We start from the raw sequence: 19,440 nt of genomic DNA on the forward strand, positions 1-19,440 counted from the left end.
GTCGTGGTCTCGACCGAGAGCTTCCCCCCGATGTGGCCGGCGAAGATCTCCTCGTCGGTCAGCTCGACCTTCTGCGGTGTGGTGGATTCGGACACGATGGACACGATGACACTCCTGCTAAGTCCAGGCTCACTCGGGGCCGGGTTACTGAGAAGTAACCGTGAGGATCGGCGCTGATCTTCACAGTTACTCCACGAACGACAACTGAGGGTGAAGCTTCCGGGGTGCGCGATCACGATGGCCGCAGAACTTCCGAAGCGTCATGGCACGGGCGGGTGAGCCCTGGCAACACTGCCATAAAACCCCCGCCGAAGGGCGGTGGCGCCGACGTCGGAGTGGTGCTAAGTCTGGCACGAATATCGATGCACAATCAAATTGCCACGACAGTCAGATGTCTCACGTTTTCTGGCCTCTACCTGTGAGAATAAGTTACCGACGGGTCACTGTGAGAGCCGGTTTCACATATCGGGCCGAGCGTCCGTCAACCCCACCACTGAGTAGCCAGCAGAAGCGCCGCCGCCGCGAGGACGGCCACGGATGCGACGACGGCGACGAGGCCGTCGCGGCGGTCCGCAACCCGCTGCGCCACGATCACGAACACGGATGCGACCACATGTGCGGTGATGGAGATCGCCCCGGGGCCGGGGAAGCCCCGGCCGCCGCCCACGTAGGCGGAGCCGATGACGACGAGGCAGAGGATCACCACGCCGGCGGCGACGGCCCCGCTGAGGGCGCGCAGCGCGCGGACCACGAGAGGACTGCGTCGCGGTTCGGTGGCCGTCACCCTCCTCGGGACGGTGGGACCGTAGGGGTCGTACCGCTCGGACTCGTGCGTGTTCATGCCGAGACCACCTGCACCCCGGATGCTTTCGATACGAGGGTGTCGAATTCGTCGGCGTCCGTCGTGAACTCGCCGAGCCGGATGGCCTTGTTCGTCCCGTGATAGTCGGAGGAGCCGGTGATGGCTAAACCGAGCTCGTCGGCCAGTTCCTGCAGTACCCGTGCGTCGACCGACGAATGGTCGGGGTGATGCACCTCGAGCCCGTGCAAACCGGCTCCCGCCAGGTCGCGGACGTGATCGAGCGACAGCAGCCGTCCCCTCGTGCGGGCCCGTCCGTGGGCGAGGACGCTCACTCCCCCGGCCGCCGCCACCAGCTGCACGGCGTCGTCGAGGGGGGTGTCCGACTTGTCGACGAAGTACCGGCCGCGTGGGGCCAGCAGGTCCACGAACGCCTCACCGACGCTGCCGACCACTCCGGCGCGCATCAGGGCCCTCGCCAGGTGCGGGCGCCCCGCCGCGGGACCTGCTTCCGCGAGCACCTCGTCGGCGTCGATGGGCAGACCGTCCTCCATCATCAGCTCCGCCATGGCGCGGATTCGCACGATCCGCTCGTTCCGCAACCGTTCCCGTTCGCGCGCGAACGCCGCGTGCGCGGGATCGAACAGGTAGGCGAGGAGGTGCACCGCGACCGGGCGTCCGTCCTCACCGCGTCCTTCGCAGGACATCTCCATGCCCCGAACCAATGCGAGCCCCGCAGGCAACGCCGCGACCGCTTCGGCCCACCCCGCGGTCGTGTCGTGATCGGTGATCGCCACGATGTCGAGTCCTGCCGCCCCCGCGGCACGCACCAGGTCCGCCGGGCTGTCGGTTCCGTCGGAGGCCGTCGAATGGGTGTGGAGATCGATGAGCACCAGACCAGTCTGTCAGGTGTCGTGGCACGCGGTCCGAGCGTGCGGCCCGGACGCCTGGCGTGTCGTGCGACGCCGCCGGCCCGGAGCGGGTGCTGACGTACGATTCACCAGCAGCGTTTCCGACTCGACGGTGAAGGGAGAGGCCCGTGCCGTCTGTGCCCTCACTCCCCAAGCGCGGCAGCGACAAGGATCAGCGCAGCGGTGACAAGGACGCGGGCCCCAGGATCCGCATCCCGACCGCGCGCGCCATCGTGGACTGCGGTGTGTACGTCGACGGCACCAGGCTCCCCGGCAAGTACACGCACCAGGCCGCGATGGCCGAGGTCCGCAAGCGGGGTGAAGGGTTCGTGTGGGTCGGGTTGCTCGCCCCCGACGAGGGGCAGATGGAGAGCGTGGCCGAAACGTTCGGGCTGCACGAGTTGATGGTCGAGGACGCCGTCCACGCCCACCAGCGACCGAAGCTGGAACGCTACGACGACGTCCTGTTCCTGGTGCTGCGGACGGTCAATTACGTGCCTCACGAGTCGGTGGCCACGGCCAGCGAGATCGTCGAGACCGGCGAAATCATGGTGTTCGTGGGCGCCGACTTCGTCATCACCGTGCGGCACGGTGACCATTCCCCGCTCGCGAACGTCCGCCATGCGCTGGAGGCGAACCAGGAGCGGCTCGCCCTGGGCCCGTACGCGGTGCTGCACGCCGTCGCGGACCACGTGGTGGACACCTACCTGGAGGTCACCCAGGCCATCGAGGAGGACGTCGACGGCATGGAGGAGGCGGTGTTCAGTCCGCGCAGCAGCGTCGCGGTCGAACACATCTACCTCCTCAAGCGGGAGATCGTCGAACTCCGCAAGTCGGTGAACCCGCTGTCCAATCCGCTCCTGCGGCTGACGCGAACACCGGGCAATCCGGTGCCGAAGGAGATCCGCCGCTACTTCCGCGACGTCCTCGACCACCACACGACCGTCGCCGAGCGGATCGCCGAATACGACGAGGTCCTCAGCTCACTCGTCGATGCCGCCCTCGCCAAGATCGCCGTGCAGCAGAACACCGACATGCGCAAGATCTCGGCATGGGTGGCCATCGCGGCCGTGCCGACGATGATCGCGGGCATCTACGGCATGAACTTCGACAACATGCCCGAATTACATTGGCAGTACGGCTATCACGGCGTGGTGTTCGTGATCGCATCGGTGGCGGTGGGCTTGTTCGTCACGTTCCGCCGGAATCACTGGCTCTAGAGGGACGCGGCACCGCGGTGCGGATCGCGGACGTCGATGCCCGCCTCCGTCCAGGCGTCGCGCAGTGCGCCGGCGCCGCGCAGTCGGACCCACGCCGCCTCGGTGCCGGTGAGCGGCACGACCGCGAGGAACCGCACGGCCTCCGCCGGTTCGGGCAGCGGGAGGTCGGGGACGGTCGATTCACCGAGCAGCACGGCGGTGAACGGTGCGTCCTTCCACAGCGGCTCCCCCAGGTCGAGCAGCGCGTCCTCGACGAGAACCACCCCTTCCACCGATGGAGCCGCCGCCAGAACCGCGAGTGTGCGCGCAACTCCCGACGCCACCCCGGCGCCGCCGCGCAGGGTGAGGATCAGTTCGGCGCGGGGGCCACGGAGCCGGTCGGCCACCAGTTCGCCGGGGTCGCCCATCGGGTGCCGGGAGCACCCCAGGGTCACGTAGCGAACCAGATCCTCGTCGTCGGGCGCGAAGCGCAGCACGTCCAGCGGCTCGACGCCCAGGAACGTCACCGATGCCGCAGTCGGCTCCGGTCCCCCGATCTGCCCCAGCAGGTGCGCGCGAACGGAGGCCACAACGCTGTCAGTCACCCAGTCATCAAACCACCGAAGCCGCTCACCCGTCCTCCGGCCTCGCGAGCCGGTAGCGTCGGAGCATGGTCTCGGTACTCGCAGTGTCCGACGAGACGATCGAGTCGCTGTGGAGTTCGCAGGTGCGTGCCATGGACGTCGACCTGATCCTCGGTGCGGGCGATCTCCCGTTCGACTACCTGGAATACCTGATCGACGCGCTCGACGCGCCGTGTGTCTTCGTGCCGGGCAACCACGACGCCGACTTGTCCGGCTACTCAGCGGGACGTGTCGGATGGATGCGGGCGGGTCTGCCCTCGGCGTGGCCGGGCCCCTGCGGCGCGGTCAACGCGGACGGCCGGATCGTGCGGATCGCGGGACTGCGCATCGCGGGTCTGGGTGGATCGATCCGCTACAACGACGGCCCCAATCAGTGGACCGAGCGGCAGCAGCGGCGGCGGGCGCGCAACCTGGCGCTGACGAGTGCGTGGCACGCGCGCCGCTCGGGTGTGTCCGGCGTCGACGTGCTGCTTACGCACAGTCCGCCGCGCGGGGTGGGCGACCAGGAGGATCCGCCGCACCGGGGGTTCGAATGCTTCGAGAACCTGGCGGGCAGGTTGCAGGCCCGAGTCATGATTCACGGGCACGTCCACCCGTACGGCCGGGCGGCCGAGGACCGCACGCTCGGCGCGACGACGGTGATCAACACCGTGGGATTCACCCTGATGGAGTTGGCCCCGGGCGCCGACCCCACCATCGTGAGGCGCCGGCATGGCACGTGACACCGGGTTCCCCGCCGCCGACGCGGAGAACGATTTCACCCGCCAGCGTCGTCGCGCCGAGTTGTCGCGGCTGGTCAGCTGGCTGCGCCGCGAACCGGACGACGTCAACGAGATCCTGCCGTTCGACGAGGTGGTCGCGGCCGTCGGCCGGGTGGGGGAACGATCGCTCGGACTGCAGGTGATCCCGGTCAACTCCATCGTCGGCAGCGTCGACCGCACCCGCGACTTCGACCGGTTCTTCCGGCCGACGTCCACCCGCGTGCGCGAGCGCTGGCAACGGCTCGCGGCCGCGCAGCGCCGGGGCGAGTCGGTGCCGCCGATCCAGGTGTACCGGATCGGGTCCATGCACTTCGTCAGCGACGGCCACCACCGCGTCTCCATCGCGTACGCGATGCACTGGAGCACGATCGACGCCTACGTCACCGAGATCCAGACCAAGATCTCCCCCGACGGGATCGCGCAGCGCGGCGACCTGGTCATCAAGGACCACCGCCGCCTGTTCCTCACGCGGGTGCCGTTGAGCGGGCCGCAGCGGGCGGCGGTGGTCGTCACCGACCCCTGGGAGTACGCCGAGATCAGCCAGAGCGTCGAGGCCTGGGGCTTCAGGCTCATGCAGGAGGTGGGCGAATTCCTCAGCCGTGAGACCGTGGCCCGGCGCTGGTTCGGTGAGGAGTTCCTGCCGGTGGTCCGGATGCTGCGGGCCGCGGAGATGCTGCCCGACCACACCGACGCCGAGGCCTACCTGTGGGTGGCGCGCGAGCGTTACCGCCTTGTGCGCCAGCATGTCTGGAACGACGAGATCATCGCCGAGCTCAGTCACCTCGCACCGCGCAGGCACAAACCGGCTAGCCCGTGAACCGCACGACACGCTCGGCCGCGTCGGGGTGCGCGAACTTCAGCAGTCGCCTGCCCTCCGCCTCGATCGCGGTGCGGTGCGTCTTCGCGATGTTCGCCAACGGCTCCACTTCGAGTACCGCACGGGACTTCTCGACCACCGTCGTGGTGAACGCCGCGACCCGGCCGTTCACCAGGACGGCAGGTTTGATGATGCCGTTCTGGGTGAAGACCTGCTTCCGCACGTCGTCGTCGAGGAGGCGACTGCGGTCCGCGTGCGAAAGCAGCACGTTGTCGAACGGCGCGAGGATCCGGACGGGGGCGGGGGTGCCCGGGTCCGGCCGAGGCGCGTCGGGAAGGTCGAAGAGTTCCGATCCCGATTCCCCGGCAAACACCCGGAGTTCCGGCCGCAGCCGGTCCAGGACCTCCCCGAGCCGGGTCAGCCCCGACCAGGCCTGGGCGTCCCGCGCGCTCGCCGGGCCGAACGCGGCGAGGTAGCGCAACAGCATCGTGTCGAGGGACGGCGACGCGGACAGTGGACGACCCACCCACGATTCCAGCGTCGACAGCGCCGGTTGCCCCGATCTGCCCCAGAGCCCGCGCGGGGGAACCTGGACCATCGGGACCAGTCCCCGCACCCCGTGGGCGAGCGCGGCCCCGTCGCGGCCGGGGAACCGCTCCTCGAGCAGGGGCCGCATCTGCGATTGCGTGCGCGGTTCGTCGCGCACCAGTTCGCGGCCCGCGGCGGCGAGGGCGCCGAAGTCGATCCCGGCGAGACTCGACCGGTACTGCGTGTTGGTGTGGAGGTCGCGGTCGAGCAGCGGTTGTGTGAGCGGACGGAACGAGAGCGCGTCCGAGGCCGACAAGGCGAAGACCGTCCCGCGCATCGCGGCGATCCGCACCACCGCGCGATTCTCGACGAGGTCCGACAACGACTCGGCGCGGAATCGTGTCAACCGCGCCCACAGTGCGAAATACGGCGGGGCGGGCGCCTGGGCCTGCAGTCCGCAGAGGTGCTCGATCATGTCGAGGGCGGATGTGTCCGAACGGCTCAGGAGCCATTGCCTGGCCAGTGTCGCCCGGCCCAGCGCTCGATTCGACATGCGTTCAGACCCCACCGTGAACCCCTTCATTAGTTAGCCCCAGTACCGTGTTTGATTACGCCCGTTCACCGACCCCTACAGGAGGACCCCATGGCCGCCGGATCGACAACCGCAGCCAGGGCTCTCCTGCCCGTCATGTGTTTCGTCGTGATGATTGTCGCCGTTCTGCAGACGTTGGTGGTGCCGATCGTCGGGACCATCGGTGCGCAACTCGACGTCGGCCCCACCGCCGTCGGCTGGCTCCTCACCGCGAACCTCCTCGCGGCCGCCACCGCGACACCCGTCCTCGGCCGCCTCGCCGATCTCCGCGGCAAAAGGCCCGTCCTGCTCGGGGTGCTCGTGGTCGTGCTGCTCGGGTCCCTGATCGGTGCGGTGTCGACGTCCGTGGGGGTGTTGATCTTCGCCCGCGTGCTCCAGGGCGTGTCGTTCGCACTGTTCCCCATCGGCATCGCGGTCCTGCGTGACGAACTCCCCGCCGAGAAGCTGACCGGGGCGATGGGGATCTTCTCCGGCACCCTCGGATTCGGCGGATGCTTCGGCATCGTCCTCACCGGTGTGCTGGTGTCCGACGGCGCCGACTTCCACCGCATCTTCTGGCTGTCCTCGGCCATCACCGCCGCCGGACTCGTCCTCGCCTGGATCGCGATCCCCCGCCGCCCGCGCGTCGGCACGGGTTCCATCGACTGGATCGGTGCGGCCGGTCTCGCCGCCGGCCTGGTCCTCGTCCTGCTGCCGCTCGCCGAGGGCGGCACCTGGGGCTGGACGTCTCCCGTCACCATCGTCAGCGGAATCGCGGGAATCCTGGTCCTGATCGGCTGGTTCCTCTACGAACGCAGGATCACCGACCCACTCGTCGCGCCCCGGCTGCTGACCAACCCGCCCGTCCTCGTCACCCACTTGTCCGCGCTCGTGGTCGGCATGTCGATGTTCGTGATGTTCCTGGGCAGCTCGTACTTCGTCCAGACCCCGCGCGCGGTCGCCGGATACGGCTTCGGGGCCACCGTCCTCGAGGCCAGCACCGTGTACCTGCTGCCGGGCGCGATCAGCGGCGTCCTCGCCTCGATCCTGAGCGGAAAGCTGATCCACCGCTTCGGTTCCCGTGCCGTTCTGATCGCCGCGAGTGTCGTCGGCGTCAGCGGTTTCGTCGTGTTCGTCTTCGCCCACGACCGCACGTGGGAGGTGGTTGCGGCCATCCTGCTGGTCAACACCTACATCAGCCTCGCGTACGCGGCGCTGCCGTCGCTGCTCGTGGCCGAGGTCCGGCAGGACGAGACCGGCGTCGCGAACAGCATCAACTCAATCGCCCGGTCCGTGGGCAGTTCGTTCGCCAGTGCGCTGCTCGCGACCCTGCTCGCCGGCATCACCATCGACGGAACGGATGTCCCGACCGAATCGGCGTACGTGATCGCGTTCGTCGTCGGCGCGACCGCAGCCGCGCTCGCCGGCCTGCTGCCGTTCTTCGGGATCACGCGCACCACCCGCACCCCGTCCGACGAGGAGGAGGACGAGGTCCACGCGACCGCCCTCGCGGCCGAGTGGGGCACGGTCGGCGGTCTCGGCGGGGCGAACACCCGAGGTTCGGGTGAGCGCCACACCACGGTCAGCGGGTGAGGTTCGCTCCCGAGTCCTGATCGAACAGGGCGATCTTCACCCGGTCGAACCACAGTTCCACCGGGCTGCCGTGCGCCGCGGACGATTCGGTCGACAACCGGGCGACCAGCTGCCCGCCGCCCGCGACCGCGGTACCCGAGTCGGCGGCGAGCTCCTCGAGTTCCCGGGACGTCACCTGCGGCCCCTCGGCAGTGAAATAGGCGTACTTGTCCGAACCCATCGACTCGAGCACCTCGACGTTGGCCGTGAACGTGGCACCGGCCGCCCTCTGCCCCTCGTCGACGAGCGCCACGTCCTCGAAGTGCTCTGGACGGATCCCAACGACGACGTCCTTCGCCGTGTTCGACGACCCGATCTTGTCGCGGGTCTCCGGGGGCAGCGTGAACTCGCCGAGCGGCGTCGTCACGCCGTCGGCGGTGAGCTGTCCCGGGAAGAAGTTCATCGACGGCGAGCCGATGAACCCCGCGACGAACAGGTTGTTCGGGTGATCGTACAGATCCTGCGGCGCCCCGATCTGCTGGACCACACCGCCCCGCAGCACCACCACCCGATCGCCGAGGGTCATCGCCTCGGTCTGATCGTGCGTGACGTACACCGTGGTGGTACCGAGTCGCTGTTGCAGCCGGGCGATCTCGGTGCGCATCTGGACGCGGAGCTTGGCGTCGAGGTTCGACAGCGGCTCGTCCATCAGGAACGCCTTGGGGTTGCGGACGATCGCCCGGCCCATCGCGACCCGCTGCCGCTGCCCGCCCGACAGATTGGCCGGTTTGCGATCGAGGTGCTGGGTGAGGTCGAGGACCTTGGCGGCGTCGTCCACCTTCGCCGCGATGTCCGACTTCGACATCTTCGCCAGCGTGAGCGGGAACGCGATGTTCTGCCGCACCGTCATGTGCGGGTACAGCGCGTACGACTGGAACACCATCGCGATGTCGCGGTCCTTCGGCGCCTTCTCGTTGACCCGCTCCCCCGCGATGCGCAGTTCACCGGACGAGATGTCCTCCAGACCGGCGATCATGTTGAGAGTGGTCGACTTTCCGCACCCGGACGGTCCGACCAGAATGATGAACTCGCCGTCGGCGATCGTGATGTCGACGTCGCTCACCGCCTTGGCACCGTCCGGGTACAGCTTCGTCACCTTGTCGAGCACGATTTCGGCCACAGAATTATCCCTTCACTGCGCCGGAGGTCAGACCGGCCACGATGCGTCGTTGGAAGAACAGCACGAAGATGATGATCGGGATCGTGATCACCATTGCGGCCGCGGCGATCGAGCCCGTCGGCTCCTCGAACTGGGAAGCGCCGGTGAAGTTCGCGATCGCGGCAGGCGCGGTGATGGACCGTTCCGTCGAGGTCAGCGAGATCGCGAACAACAGGTCGTTCCAGCAGAAGATGAAGACCAGGATCGCGGCGGTGACTATGCCCGGCGCCGCCAGCGGTGCCACGACCTTCCGGAACGCCTGCGCCGGTGTGGCGCCGTCCATCTTGGCCGCCTTCTCGAGCTCCCAGGGGATCTCCTTGAAGAAGGCGGACAACGTATAGATGGCCAGCGGGAGCGCGAATGTGATGTACGGGAGGATCAGACCCGCCCAGGTGTCGAACAGCCCGAGTCTGCGCTCGATGTCGAACAACGGGCTCACGAGGGAGATCTGGGGGAACATCGCGATCAGCAGGGCCACGCCGACCAGCAGCTTCTTGCCCGGGAAGTCCAGCCGGGCAATGGCGTAGGCGGCCATGGTGCCGATGACGACGGCGATCACGGTGGAGATGAGGCCGATGCCGATGGAATTGATGAGCGCGCTGGTGAACGCGTTGGTCTGGAAGATTCCGCGGTAGTTGTCGAGGGTCCACTTCTGCGGAATGAACTTGCCGTCCTTGATCGTTCCCGCGGGTTTGAACGACAGGCTGGCGATCCACAGCACCGGGACCAGTGCGTAGAGCAGGACGAGCAGGTTGACCACGGACCAGCTGATCTTGCGGCGAGGTGTGTCGACAACGGCCATGGCTATCGGTTTCCTTCCGTGTCGGACCCGGGAGCCGAGGCGCCGAACAGCTTGATGAACACGAACGCGAGCAGTGCGACGCAGAGGAAGATGAGGACGCTGATCGCCGAGCCGATTCCGAGGTTGAACGCCTTGAACAGGTTGTCGTAGCCGAGGATCGACAGCGATCCGGTGTCGTTGGCGCCCTTGGTGAGGACGTAGATGTTGTCGAAGATCCGGAACGCGTCGAGCGTGCGGAACAGCAGCGCCACGAGGATCGCGGGTTTCATCAGCGGCAGGATGATCCGCACCAGCCGCGTCCACGCCCCGGCGCCGTCGACCTGCGCGGCCTTGAGGAGATCATCGGGGACGAGGGCCAGTCCGGCGAGCAGCAGCAGCGCCATGAACGGCGTCGTCTTCCACACCTCGGCGAGCACGATGATCGCCAGCGACGGAATCTGCTGCGTCAGCGGGGCACTGCCGTCGGGCAGCAGGTTGGCGAGATACCCGGTCCCCGGCGTCCACGCGTAGTACCAGCTGTACGCGGCGGCCACGGTGACGATGCCGTACGGGATCAGCACCACCGTCCGTACGATGCCCTTCCCGACGAGCGTCCGGTGCATCACGAGTGCCAGGATCAGGCCGAGGACGAATTCGATCACCACCGACACGACCGTGATGCTCACCGTCACCGTGAAGGCCTGCCACCAGTACCCGTCCGACAGCACCGACACGTAGTTCGCGAGGCCCACGAATTTGCGGTCGTCGGGGAAGCGGAGGTCGTAGCGCTGCAAGCTCAGCCACACCGCGTAGACGACGGGGTAGGCCGTCACCGCGATCATGAGGATCGCGGCGGGCGCCACCAACCACAGTCCCAGTCGGCGTTCAGCCTTCTTCCCCTCCGAAATCTGCTTCTTCGAGGCGACTTTCGGCTCTTCGGCCCGGCCCGCCTGCACGGTTTCGGTCGTCACGGGATCAGCCCTTCCGAGTTGACCGCCTTGCGTACCTGTTCGGCGAGTTCGTCGACGGTATGCGGCGGATCGATGTCACCGACCGGATTCAGCGTGGCGGTGATCAGGGTCGAAATGCTCTGGTACGCCGGTGACACCGGGCGAACGGAAGCGGTCTCGAGGCTCTCCCGCACCTCGCGCCACGCGGGGTACGCCTCCTGGAACGCCGGATCGTCGTACAGGCTCGCCAACGTCGGCGGCACACCACCGTTGACGGCGTTGTTGCGCTGGTTCTCCTCGTTCCGCAGACACGACACCGCCTCGAACGCCAGGTCCGGGTGCTGGCTGGTCTTCGCGACCGCGATGTTGAATCCGCCGATCGTCACCTCGGCCGGCCGCCCGGGGATCACCGACGGGTACGGCGCGGGGAGGAAGTTCTGCTGACCGTCGACGGTGAGCACCGTGTTGCCCGTGTCCACGGACGTCGGGTTGCCCTTCTCGTCGATGAACGGCAGGTCCCCCTTCTCGGCGTTCTCGATCATGCCCGGCAGCACGAACGGCCAATTGACCTCGAACGCAGCCTTTCCGCTCTCCATCCCGAGCCGGGACGACGCCTCGTCGCCCTGAGAAACCGACGGGTCGGCACCCTTCGCGGTGGCCACCCGCTTCATGACCTCGAGCGCCTGCAGGGCGGCGTCGCCGTCCGCGACCGTCACGGTGGTCCCGTCGTCGGCGACGACGGACCCGCCCGCGCTCGCGAGCAGGGTGTTGAACCACACCATCAGGCCCTCGTACTGCTTGCCCTGCACCCCGATCCAACTGGGCCTGCCCTCCGCGGCGAGGCCCTCCGCGATGTCGATCATCTGATCCCACGTCTGCGGCGGCTGCCCGTCCGGCATGAGGTCCTTGCGGTACCAGAGCAACTGGGTGTTGGTGTTCAGGGGCGCGGCGTACAGCTGGTCCTGCCACTTCGCGGATTCGAGGGGGCCTTCGAGCGTGCCCTCGCTGACCTCCGCCGCGATGCCGGGTGGGAGCGGCACCGCCCAGCCGGCCTCGGCGAACTCGGCGGTCCACACCACGTCGAGCGTCATGATGTCGAGCGACGTGTCGTTTCCGGTGAGCCGGCGGGCCAGCTGGAGCCGCTGATCGTCCGCGCCCTTCGGCAGCGTGCGTTGCTCCACGGTGTACCGGCCGCCGGCCGCGGCCGTGCAGTTGGCCGCAGCCTCCGCGTACTGTTCGGCCCCGTCGGCAGCCGTGTAGAAGCTGAGGACGATGCCCTCTTCGGACGACCCGCATGCAGCCAGCAGGGGAACGGTGAGGACGGTGGCGGCACCGATCAGTCCCCACTTCAGTGAGCGTCCGGGCTTGGTGCGATGCAGCACAGCCGCCTCCTCGAGCAGCCCCTCACGGATCCAGTCGCGGTACGGCTGGGCACGCGGGCCCGCACATTTGTTCCTGCCGGAACGCGCACTCCACCGACAGGTCACGGTTTCGGCGAGGGCCTGGGCCCACGCATTGCGCCGTAAACCTATCCGACATCGTCGGCGAACTGGGTGAAATCGCCGCGAACGTCGCGAATAGGACGCAATCCGTGACCCGACCGCAACCCGCAGGTCGAGGCGGGAGCGCCGATCAGAGCGCCAGTTTGGCCAGCATGTCCCTGGCCTTCTCCGCCGACTTCGGCTCGCACAGCACGTCGTACCGCCCGGCGACCAGCTGCATCGTCGACGCGAAGTCCCGGGTCCCGCGCGTCGCCGCGTACGGGATCGTCGTGGAGATCAGCCCGAAGATGATGCCGCCGACGATGCCGACGACGAGCGGCGCCAGGAAACCGCCCGTCACGATGCCCAGCAGCAAACCGAAGAACACGCCGAGCCAGGCGCCCGAAACAATGCCCCCGCCAATCACTTTCGCCCAGGTCAGGCGGCCCAGCACGCGCTCGACCTGCATGAGGTTGACACCCACGATGGTGACGTCCTCCACCGAGAATTCCTGATCGGAGAGGTAGTCGACGGCGCGCTGCGCCTCCGCATAGGTGGGATACGAACCGATGGGCCAGCCCGTGGGGGGTTCCGGCAGAGCCCCACGCCGCGCCCCATTGGACTGTCCGAGTGGATTCGTCATCGTCAGCTGGTCTCCTCGTGTGGTTCTCTCAGGATCGGTCCTGTGAGAACCATTCTGCCTGCTGAGGCTATTTCTCGTCAGGTCGCACGAACTCGGTGGTCCGTTTCATACCCGCGGCGCGACCCTTGGCGGAGATCACGAGCGCCATCTTGCGACTCGCCTCGTCGATCATCTCGTCGCCGAGCATGACCGCACCGCGACCGCCGCCGGCCGCGGAGGTGTGGAACTCGTAGGCGTCCAGGATCAGTTCGGCCCGGTCGTAATCGTCCTGGCGGGGGCTGAACACGTCGTTCGCCGCCTCGATCTGGGTGGGATGCAGCACCCATTTGCCGTCGAAGCCGAGCGCGGCCGTGCGCTGCGCCGACCGACGGAACGCCTCCACGTCGCGGATCTGGAGGTAGGGACCGTCGATGGCCTGCACCCCGTGCGCGCGGGCGGCCATGAGGATGGTCATCAGGATGTGGTGGTAGGCGTCGCCGCGGTCGTAGCCGTCCGGCTGCTCCCCGACGACCAGCGTGCGCATGTTGATGCTCGCCATGAAGTCGGCGGGACCGAACACCAGGGTCTGCACGCGGGGGCTGGCCGTCGCGATGGCGTCGATGTTGGTGAGCCCGATCGCATTCTCGATCTGCGGCTCGATGCCGATCCGGCCGACCTCGAGCCCGTTAGCCTTCTCTATCTGGGTCAGCAGCAGGTCGAGGGCCTGAACATGGCTGGCGTCCGGCACTTTCGGCAGCAGGATCGCGTCGAGGTGGGCGCCCGCGCGTCCCACGACCTCGACGACGTCGGCGTACGTCCACTCGGTGGTCCAGTCGTTGACCCGCACCACTTTGATCTGGTCGCCCCACCCGTCCTCGGCGAGCGCCTCGGCGATGGTGCCGCGCGCTTCCTGCTTGGCGAGCGGTGCCACCGCGTCCTCGAGGTCGAGGAAGATCTCGTCGGCGGGCAGCCCCTTCGCCTTGTCGATCATCTTGCGGTTGCTGCCCGGAACGGCGAGCACCGATCGCCGTGGCCTGTAGACGGAACTCATGACGGACGATCCTCCACTTTCGCAGGTGTTCGATTCCCTGTATTTCTGTACAAGGATCTAGCCTGGCAATCATGGCAGCTGCGAACAAGGTTTTTGCAGCCAGGCTGGCCGGCCTGGTGGTGCTCGGCCCCGACGGGGAGTCGATCGGCCGCGTCCGGGACGTGGTGATCACCGCGCGCGTCGGTCGGCAGCAGCCGCGCGTCCTCGGACTGGTCATCGAATTGTTCACGCGCAAACGCATCTTCGTCCCGATGCTCCGCGTCACCGCCATCGAACCGAGCTCGGTGACACTCACCACCGGCAACGTCAGTCTGCGCCGATTCCAGCAGCGGCCCGGCGAGGTGCTCGCCCTCGCCCAGGTGGCGGATTCCCACGTGCGCGTGGACGACCCGGAACTCGAGGAGCTGCGGGACGCCGACATCATCGTCGTCGATCTGGGCATCGAGCAGACCCGCACCCGGGACTGGGTGGTGTCGAAGGTCGCGGTGCGCGGGCACCGCGGCCGGCTCGGTCGCCGCGCCACCATGCACGTCGTCGAGTGGCAGCACGTCCAGGGCCTCACGCAGACCGACCTGGCAATGCCCGGCCAGGGCGTCTCGGCACTGCTCACGCAGTTCGAGGGCATGCGGGCGGCCGACGTCGCGAACGCGATGCGGCTACTGCCGGAGAAACGCCGCCACGAACTCGCCCTCGCACTCGACGACGAACGCCTCGCCGACGTCGTCCAGGAACTGCCCTCCGACGACCAGACGGACCTGCTCATGCACCTCGAGGTCGAGCGCGCCGCGGACGTCCTCGAGGCCATGGACCCCGACGACGCCGCCGACCTCCTCGGCGAGCTTCCCGCGACCGAGGCCGAATCGCTGCTGCAGTTGATGGACCCACAGGACTCCGAGCCGGTCCGCCGCCTGCTCGAGCACTCCCCCGACACCGCGGGCGGTCTGATGACTCCGGAGCCGGTGGTCCTCACCGCGTCGACGACTGTCGCCGAGGCCCTGGCCCGCGCCCGGATCTCGGACGTCACCCCCGCTCTCGCGAGCATGGTGTTCGTCGTCCGCCCACCGACCGCGACGCCGACGGGCCGCTACCTCGGCTGCGTACACCTGCAGAAGCTGCTGCGCGAGCCGCCCGCAAGCCTGGTCGGCGGATTGCTCGACACCGACATGCCGCGGCTGGCACCCGAGGATTCCCTGACGTCGGTGACCCGCTACTTCGCCACCTACAACCTGGTGTGCGGGCCGGTGGTCGACGCCGAGGACCATCTGATCGGGGCGGTCACCGTCGATGATGTCCTGGACCACCTCCTCCCCGAGGACTGGCGTGAAGAGGAGATCGACGGATGAGCGAGAAGTCACCCAGCGCAGCCGCCCGGAGCCTGTCCGACCGACAGCGCCTCGACACCCCGCGGGGCAACCGCCGCTTCCGGGTCACGTACGACGTAGAGGCCGTCGGGCGGGCCAGCGAGAACTTCGCCCGCTTCCTCGGCACGGGCCGCTACCTGATGATCCAAACGGTGATCGTGATCATCTGGATCATCATCAACGTCTTCGCCGTCCGATTGCAGTGGGACCCGTACCCGTTCATCCTGCTCAACCTGGCGTTCTCCACCCAGGCCGCCTATGCGGCGCCGCTGATCCTGCTGGCGCAGAACCGCCAGGAGAACCGCGACCGCGTCTCCCTCGAGGAGGACCGCTCGCGCGCCGAGCAGACGAAGGCGGATACCGAGTTCCTCGCTCGGGAACTGGCAGCGCTGCGGATCGCGGTCGGTGAGGTGGCCACCCGCGACTACCTGCGGCGCGAGCTCGACGAGATCAAGTCGCTGCTGGGTGACGAGGAAGACACCCGTACCCGGCGCAAGTGAGGGTCGGCGAATCCCCGCAAACTGCGGCAGGGTCGATCACGTATATGTAACGTCAGTCACATCTTCTCGGATGTATGCGGTGTGCGAAAAGGAAGAGCACCGCAGGGGGTGATCGAGTGCGGATACGTGGACTGTTGACGGTGACTGCCCTGACAGTGGGCGCAGTCGCCACCCTCGGGTCCTCGACCGGCGGTTCTGCTGTGAGCGGCGCGTCCGTGGACTCTTCCGCCTTCGCCTCCACGTCGGGATCGACGACGCTCGCAGCAGCGTCGATCACGTCGGGAACCACGCCGCAGGCCGCGTACTTCCCGCCGTCGGGAATCGTGGCGCCCACACCCCGGGTCGCGCGGTCCCAGAGGGCCGCTCCCCCACCGCCCGCGCCGCTGCCCGCGGTGACAAACCCCACATCGCCGACATCGCCGACATCGCCGACGTCGCCGTCCGGCACCGGGCTCATCGCCGCACCGGTGATCCTGAGCGCTCTGGGCATCCCGGAGATCGTGCTCAACGCGTACCGATCCGCGGAACTCGAGATGATGGCGGAGTCCCCGAAGTGCGGTCTGCCGTGGCACCTGCTGGCCGGTATCGGACGCATAGAATCGGGTCACGCCGGCGGCGGCCGGACCGACTCGGTCGGCACCACGCTCACCCCGATCCTGGGTCCCGTTCTCGACGGCCGGCTGGCGGGCAACGAAGTCATTCGAGACACCGACCGCGGCGCCACTGACGGCGACCCCGGGCACGATCGCGCCGTCGGACCGATGCAGTTCATTCCGTCCACGTGGGCCAAGTACGCGTCCGACGGCAACGCGGACGGCGTCGCCGATCCGAACAACGCGTTCGACGCGACGCTGGCGGCCGCCCGGTACCTCTGCTCGGGTGGTCTCGATCTCCGCGATCCGCTCCAGGAGACCCGCGCGGTCCTGCGGTACAACAACTCTGCTGCGTACGCCGCCAACGTCATCACCTGGTCGAACGCCTACAAGAACGGTGGAACTCCGACGCCGGGCCAGCTGTCGGAGTCGGCCTCGCCGTCGCCCGGACGTCTCGCCGACGCCGCCGCGGCCGAATCGGACCTTCCACGCGATCTCGCGACCACCCCGCAGCCGTCCACGGACGGTGCGGCCAGTCCCACGACGCCCGCTCCGGCCCCGCCGATTCCGGGGCTCCCGCCGCTGCCGCAGCTGCCCTGTCTGATCTTCTGCCCGCCCGCCGACCCCGGGGCTCCGGCATCCGCCGCACCCGACCCGGTCGAGCCCGACCCGGGCGCCCCTCCGGCCGACGCCGTTCCCCGGTAAACACTCCCGCCTCCGCCGCGCGCTCTGCTTGCGGGCGCGCGACGGCGTGTTCGGGCGCCGGATCCCTGACGAAGCGACGGGCGCGGTCCGTCCGACACCCGTCCCCTGCGCGTCGTGGCGTGACCTTGCCGTGTTCGTTACCCTCGCTGACGTGCCTTCGGAGTAACGGAACCGTGCGATACAAGCCCGTTTGATCACGGTTGGATAACGGAAACATATCGAATCAGGTAGCCTCGATCCGGTCAGTTGAACGGAACACCCCGAGACGGGGGTCGCAGGAGGCAATCGAGTGGGTCGGCACAACAAGAAGACGGATTCCCATATCCGCCGCAATTCGGTCATCGCGCTTACCGGACTCGTCCCCATCGGACTGATCACCGCAGCCAACACGGCCGGCGCCACACCCAAGGTTCCCTTCCTCTCCACGAGCTCCTCGTCGGAGGTCGCCGACGTCGCCCAGGAGGCGACCGACACCGCACCCGAGGCCGCGGAAGCCGTCACCCCCGCGGCCGAGACCGCCGCCGAAGCCGCACCCGCCGCCGAGGCGCCCGCTCCGCCGGCACTCGCACCTGTCCAGGCGACCCCGCCCCTCCCGGCGAGCATCGCCCAGGGCGCGCTCGGCATCCCGGCCATCAGCGTCGCGGCGTACCAGAACGCCGAGCGCGTGCTCGCGGTCGAACAGCCGGGTTGCGGCATGTACTGGACGCTCATCGCCGGAATCGGCCGCGTCGAGTCCACCCACGCCTACGACGGCAAGGCGGACGACAAGGGCAACATGCTCAAGCCCGTCCTCGGCCCCGTCCTGGACGGCAGCCTCGGCGGCAACGCGGTCATCCGAGACACCGACGGCGGCAAGCTGGACGGCGACGCCAACTACGACCGCGCCGTCGGACCGACCCAATTCCTGCCCGAGACGTGGAATCGCTACGCGGGCGACGGCAACGGCGACGGCGTCGCCGATCCGCAGAACCTCTTCGACTCCGCGCTGACCACCGGAAAGTACCTGTGTGACGGCGGATTGAATGTCAAGGATCCGATTCAGGCCGCCAAGGCCGTGCACCGCTACAACAACTCCGCCGCCTACGTGGCCAACGTCCTCGCATGGTCCGCCGGCTACTCCAGCGGAATCATCCCGGCGGCCACGGACCTGCCGCGCATCCACTGAGCGCACATCCCTACCATTGAGTCATGTCAGTCCTGAGCGAGTCCGCTGTCCGTAGCGCCCTGGCGCGCGTCCAGGATCCCGAGATCCGGAAACCGATCACCGAACTCGGGATGGTCAAGAGCGTCGACATCGCGGCCGACGACAGCGTCGACATCGCGATCTACCTGACCACCGCGGGCTGCCCGATGCGGACCGAGATCAGCGACCGTGTCACCAAGGCCGTGGCCGACGTCCCCGGTGTCGGTGCGATCCGCGTCGAACTCGACGTGATGAGCGACGAGCAGCGCACCGAACTCCGCAAGTCGTTGCGCGGAGACTCGGCCGAGCCCGTCATCCCGTTCGCCCAGCCGGGTTCCCTGACCCGCGTCTACGCGGTCGCGTCCGGCAAGGGCGGCGTCGGCAAGTCCAGTGTCACCGTCAACCTGGCCGCCGCACTCGCCGCCCGCGGACTGTCGGTGGGCGTTCTCGACGCCGACATCTACGGACACTCCGTTCCCCGCATGCTCGGCACCGACGCCAAGCCCACGCAGGTGGAACGCATGATCATGCCGCCCGTCGCGCACGACGTGAAGATGATCTCCATCGCCCAGTTCACCCAGGGCAACACCCCGGTCGTGTGGCGTGGACCGATGCTGCACCGCGCGCTGCAGCAGTTCCTCGCCGACGTCTTCTGGGGCGACCTCGACGTACTGCTGCTCGATCTGCCGCCCGGCACCGGCGACGTCGCCATCTCCGTCGCGCAGCTGATCCCCGGTGCGGAGATCCTCGTCGTCACCACCCCGCAGCAGGCGGCCGCCGAGGTGGCCGAGCGCGCGGGCGCCATCGCACTGCAGACCCGTCAACGCATCGTCGGAGTCGTCGAGAACATGTCCTGGATGGACATGCCCGACGGCAGCCGGATGGACATCTTCGGGTCCGGCGGCGGGCAGGCCGTCGCCGACCGCCTCACGAAGGCTGTGGGCGCGAAGGTGCCGCTGCTGGGACAGATCCCGCTCGAGCAGGCGGTCCGTGAAAGCGGCGACGGCGGCGTTCCCATCGTCCTCGGCCACCCGGATTCGCCTGCCGCGACGGCACTCCGCGACATCGCGGACAAGCTGGCCGTCCGCAAGCGGGGACTCGCCGGAATGTCGCTGGGGATCGACACCACCCGCCACCTCTAGGCGCTTCGCACCCGTGCGCCTTTCTGGTTGTTCCAGCAACCAGAAAGGCG

Annotated in this window: 19 protein-coding genes; 9 read left to right on the forward strand and 10 right to left on the reverse strand. The window is 68.2% G+C overall.

Translation table 11 applies throughout. The annotated features are described in order from the left end of the window. Window positions 1-481: 481 nt before the first annotated feature. Together ACFVJ3_RS07825 and ACFVJ3_RS07830 are read right to left on the reverse strand one after the other, a co-directional pair. Window positions 482-841: a hypothetical protein gene (locus ACFVJ3_RS07825; protein ID WP_378451532.1), complete on the reverse strand. Its 360-nt coding sequence runs from the start codon at window positions 839-841 to the stop codon at window positions 482-484. Continuing rightward, window positions 838-1,692: a PHP domain-containing protein gene (locus tag ACFVJ3_RS07830; protein WP_378451533.1), complete on the reverse strand. Its 855-nt coding sequence runs from the start codon at window positions 1,690-1,692 to the stop codon at window positions 838-840. The genes ACFVJ3_RS07825 and ACFVJ3_RS07830 overlap by 4 nt, the downstream gene beginning before the upstream one ends. A gap of 146 nt (window positions 1,693-1,838) precedes the next feature. On the opposite strand from ACFVJ3_RS07830, the gene corA reads away from it, so the two are divergent. After that, on the forward strand, window positions 1,839-2,930 hold the full coding sequence (gene corA / locus ACFVJ3_RS07835) for a magnesium/cobalt transporter CorA (RefSeq protein WP_378451534.1): 1,092 nt from the start codon (window positions 1,839-1,841) through the stop codon (window positions 2,928-2,930). On the opposite strand, the gene ACFVJ3_RS07840 is transcribed toward corA, so the two are convergent. Beyond that, a complete protein-coding gene (locus ACFVJ3_RS07840; protein ID WP_378451535.1) occupies window positions 2,927-3,514 on the reverse strand; it encodes a suppressor of fused domain protein in 588 nt (195 codons plus the stop codon). The genes corA and ACFVJ3_RS07840 overlap by 4 nt on opposite strands. A 65-nt stretch (window positions 3,515-3,579) precedes the next feature. Between ACFVJ3_RS07840 and ACFVJ3_RS07845 the strand changes: the two genes are divergently transcribed. Further along, window positions 3,580-4,275 (forward strand): metallophosphoesterase, encoded by a 696-nt coding sequence (locus ACFVJ3_RS07845; RefSeq protein ID WP_185728757.1) that lies wholly within the window; start codon window positions 3,580-3,582, stop codon window positions 4,273-4,275. Beyond that, window positions 4,265-5,131, forward strand: coding sequence for a hypothetical protein (locus tag ACFVJ3_RS07850; RefSeq protein WP_005264657.1), 867 nt, complete (start codon window positions 4,265-4,267; stop codon window positions 5,129-5,131). Before ACFVJ3_RS07845 ends, ACFVJ3_RS07850 begins: the two co-directional genes overlap by 11 nt. Here the strand turns inward: ACFVJ3_RS07850 and ACFVJ3_RS07855 are convergent. Then, window positions 5,121-6,227, reverse strand: a complete 1,107-nt coding sequence (locus tag ACFVJ3_RS07855; RefSeq protein WP_378451536.1) for a winged helix DNA-binding domain-containing protein — start codon at window positions 6,225-6,227, stop codon at window positions 5,121-5,123. The two genes, ACFVJ3_RS07850 and ACFVJ3_RS07855, sit on opposite strands and share 11 nt — an antisense overlap. A gap of 75 nt (window positions 6,228-6,302) precedes the next feature. Between ACFVJ3_RS07855 and ACFVJ3_RS07860 the strand changes: the two genes are divergently transcribed. After that, on the forward strand, window positions 6,303-7,823 hold the full coding sequence (locus ACFVJ3_RS07860; protein WP_378451537.1) for an MFS transporter: 1,521 nt from the start codon (window positions 6,303-6,305) through the stop codon (window positions 7,821-7,823). Here ACFVJ3_RS07860 and ACFVJ3_RS07865 read toward each other — a convergent pair. From ACFVJ3_RS07865 to ACFVJ3_RS07890, 6 genes are all read right to left on the reverse strand, one after another. After that, window positions 7,813-8,982: an ABC transporter ATP-binding protein gene (locus ACFVJ3_RS07865; protein ID WP_378451538.1), complete on the reverse strand. Its 1,170-nt coding sequence runs from the start codon at window positions 8,980-8,982 to the stop codon at window positions 7,813-7,815. The two genes, ACFVJ3_RS07860 and ACFVJ3_RS07865, sit on opposite strands and share 11 nt — an antisense overlap. Before the next feature lie 4 nt (window positions 8,983-8,986). After that, window positions 8,987-9,823, reverse strand: a complete 837-nt coding sequence (locus ACFVJ3_RS07870) for a carbohydrate ABC transporter permease (protein ID WP_005239292.1) — start codon at window positions 9,821-9,823, stop codon at window positions 8,987-8,989. Between the two features lie 2 nt (window positions 9,824-9,825). After that, on the reverse strand, window positions 9,826-10,773 hold the full coding sequence (locus ACFVJ3_RS07875) for a carbohydrate ABC transporter permease (protein ID WP_378451539.1): 948 nt from the start codon (window positions 10,771-10,773) through the stop codon (window positions 9,826-9,828). Further along, window positions 10,770-12,152, reverse strand: coding sequence for an ABC transporter substrate-binding protein (locus ACFVJ3_RS07880; RefSeq protein ID WP_378451729.1), 1,383 nt, complete (start codon window positions 12,150-12,152; stop codon window positions 10,770-10,772). The genes ACFVJ3_RS07875 and ACFVJ3_RS07880 overlap by 4 nt, the downstream gene beginning before the upstream one ends. A gap of 232 nt (window positions 12,153-12,384) precedes the next feature. Then, window positions 12,385-12,876 carry a general stress protein gene (locus ACFVJ3_RS07885; RefSeq protein ID WP_005239275.1) on the reverse strand — a complete coding sequence of 164 codons (492 nt, stop codon included), beginning with the start codon at window positions 12,874-12,876 and terminating at the stop codon, window positions 12,385-12,387. Window positions 12,877-12,943: 67 nt separating this feature from the next. After that, window positions 12,944-13,906 (reverse strand): HpcH/HpaI aldolase/citrate lyase family protein, encoded by a 963-nt coding sequence (locus tag ACFVJ3_RS07890; protein ID WP_378451540.1) that lies wholly within the window; start codon window positions 13,904-13,906, stop codon window positions 12,944-12,946. Window positions 13,907-13,977: 71 nt separating this feature from the next. Here ACFVJ3_RS07890 and ACFVJ3_RS07895 point away from each other — a divergent pair, with 71 nt between their 5' ends. The 5 genes from ACFVJ3_RS07895 (at window position 13,978) to ACFVJ3_RS07915 (ending at window position 19,390) form a co-directional block, all read left to right on the forward strand. Further along, window positions 13,978-15,249: a magnesium transporter MgtE N-terminal domain-containing protein gene (locus ACFVJ3_RS07895; RefSeq protein ID WP_378451541.1), complete on the forward strand. Its 1,272-nt coding sequence runs from the start codon at window positions 13,978-13,980 to the stop codon at window positions 15,247-15,249. After that, window positions 15,246-15,767: a DUF1003 domain-containing protein gene (locus ACFVJ3_RS07900; protein WP_378451542.1), complete on the forward strand. Its 522-nt coding sequence runs from the start codon at window positions 15,246-15,248 to the stop codon at window positions 15,765-15,767. Before ACFVJ3_RS07895 ends, ACFVJ3_RS07900 begins: the two co-directional genes overlap by 4 nt. Window positions 15,768-15,883: 116 nt before the next feature. Next, on the forward strand, window positions 15,884-17,065 hold the full coding sequence (locus ACFVJ3_RS07905) for a lytic transglycosylase domain-containing protein (protein ID WP_378451543.1): 1,182 nt from the start codon (window positions 15,884-15,886) through the stop codon (window positions 17,063-17,065). 289 nt (window positions 17,066-17,354) lie between these two features. Beyond that, window positions 17,355-18,230, forward strand: coding sequence for a lytic transglycosylase domain-containing protein (locus tag ACFVJ3_RS07910; protein WP_378451544.1), 876 nt, complete (start codon window positions 17,355-17,357; stop codon window positions 18,228-18,230). 23 nt (window positions 18,231-18,253) lie between these two features. Next, complete coding sequence (locus ACFVJ3_RS07915) at window positions 18,254-19,390, forward strand: Mrp/NBP35 family ATP-binding protein (protein WP_378451545.1); 1,137 nt, start codon at window positions 18,254-18,256, stop codon at window positions 19,388-19,390. Window positions 19,391-19,440: the final 50 nt, after the last annotated feature.

It is taken from the genome of Rhodococcus sp. NPDC127593 (genome assembly GCF_042671975.1).
In the GTDB taxonomy this organism is placed as follows: domain Bacteria; phylum Actinomycetota; class Actinomycetes; order Mycobacteriales; family Mycobacteriaceae; genus Rhodococcus_F.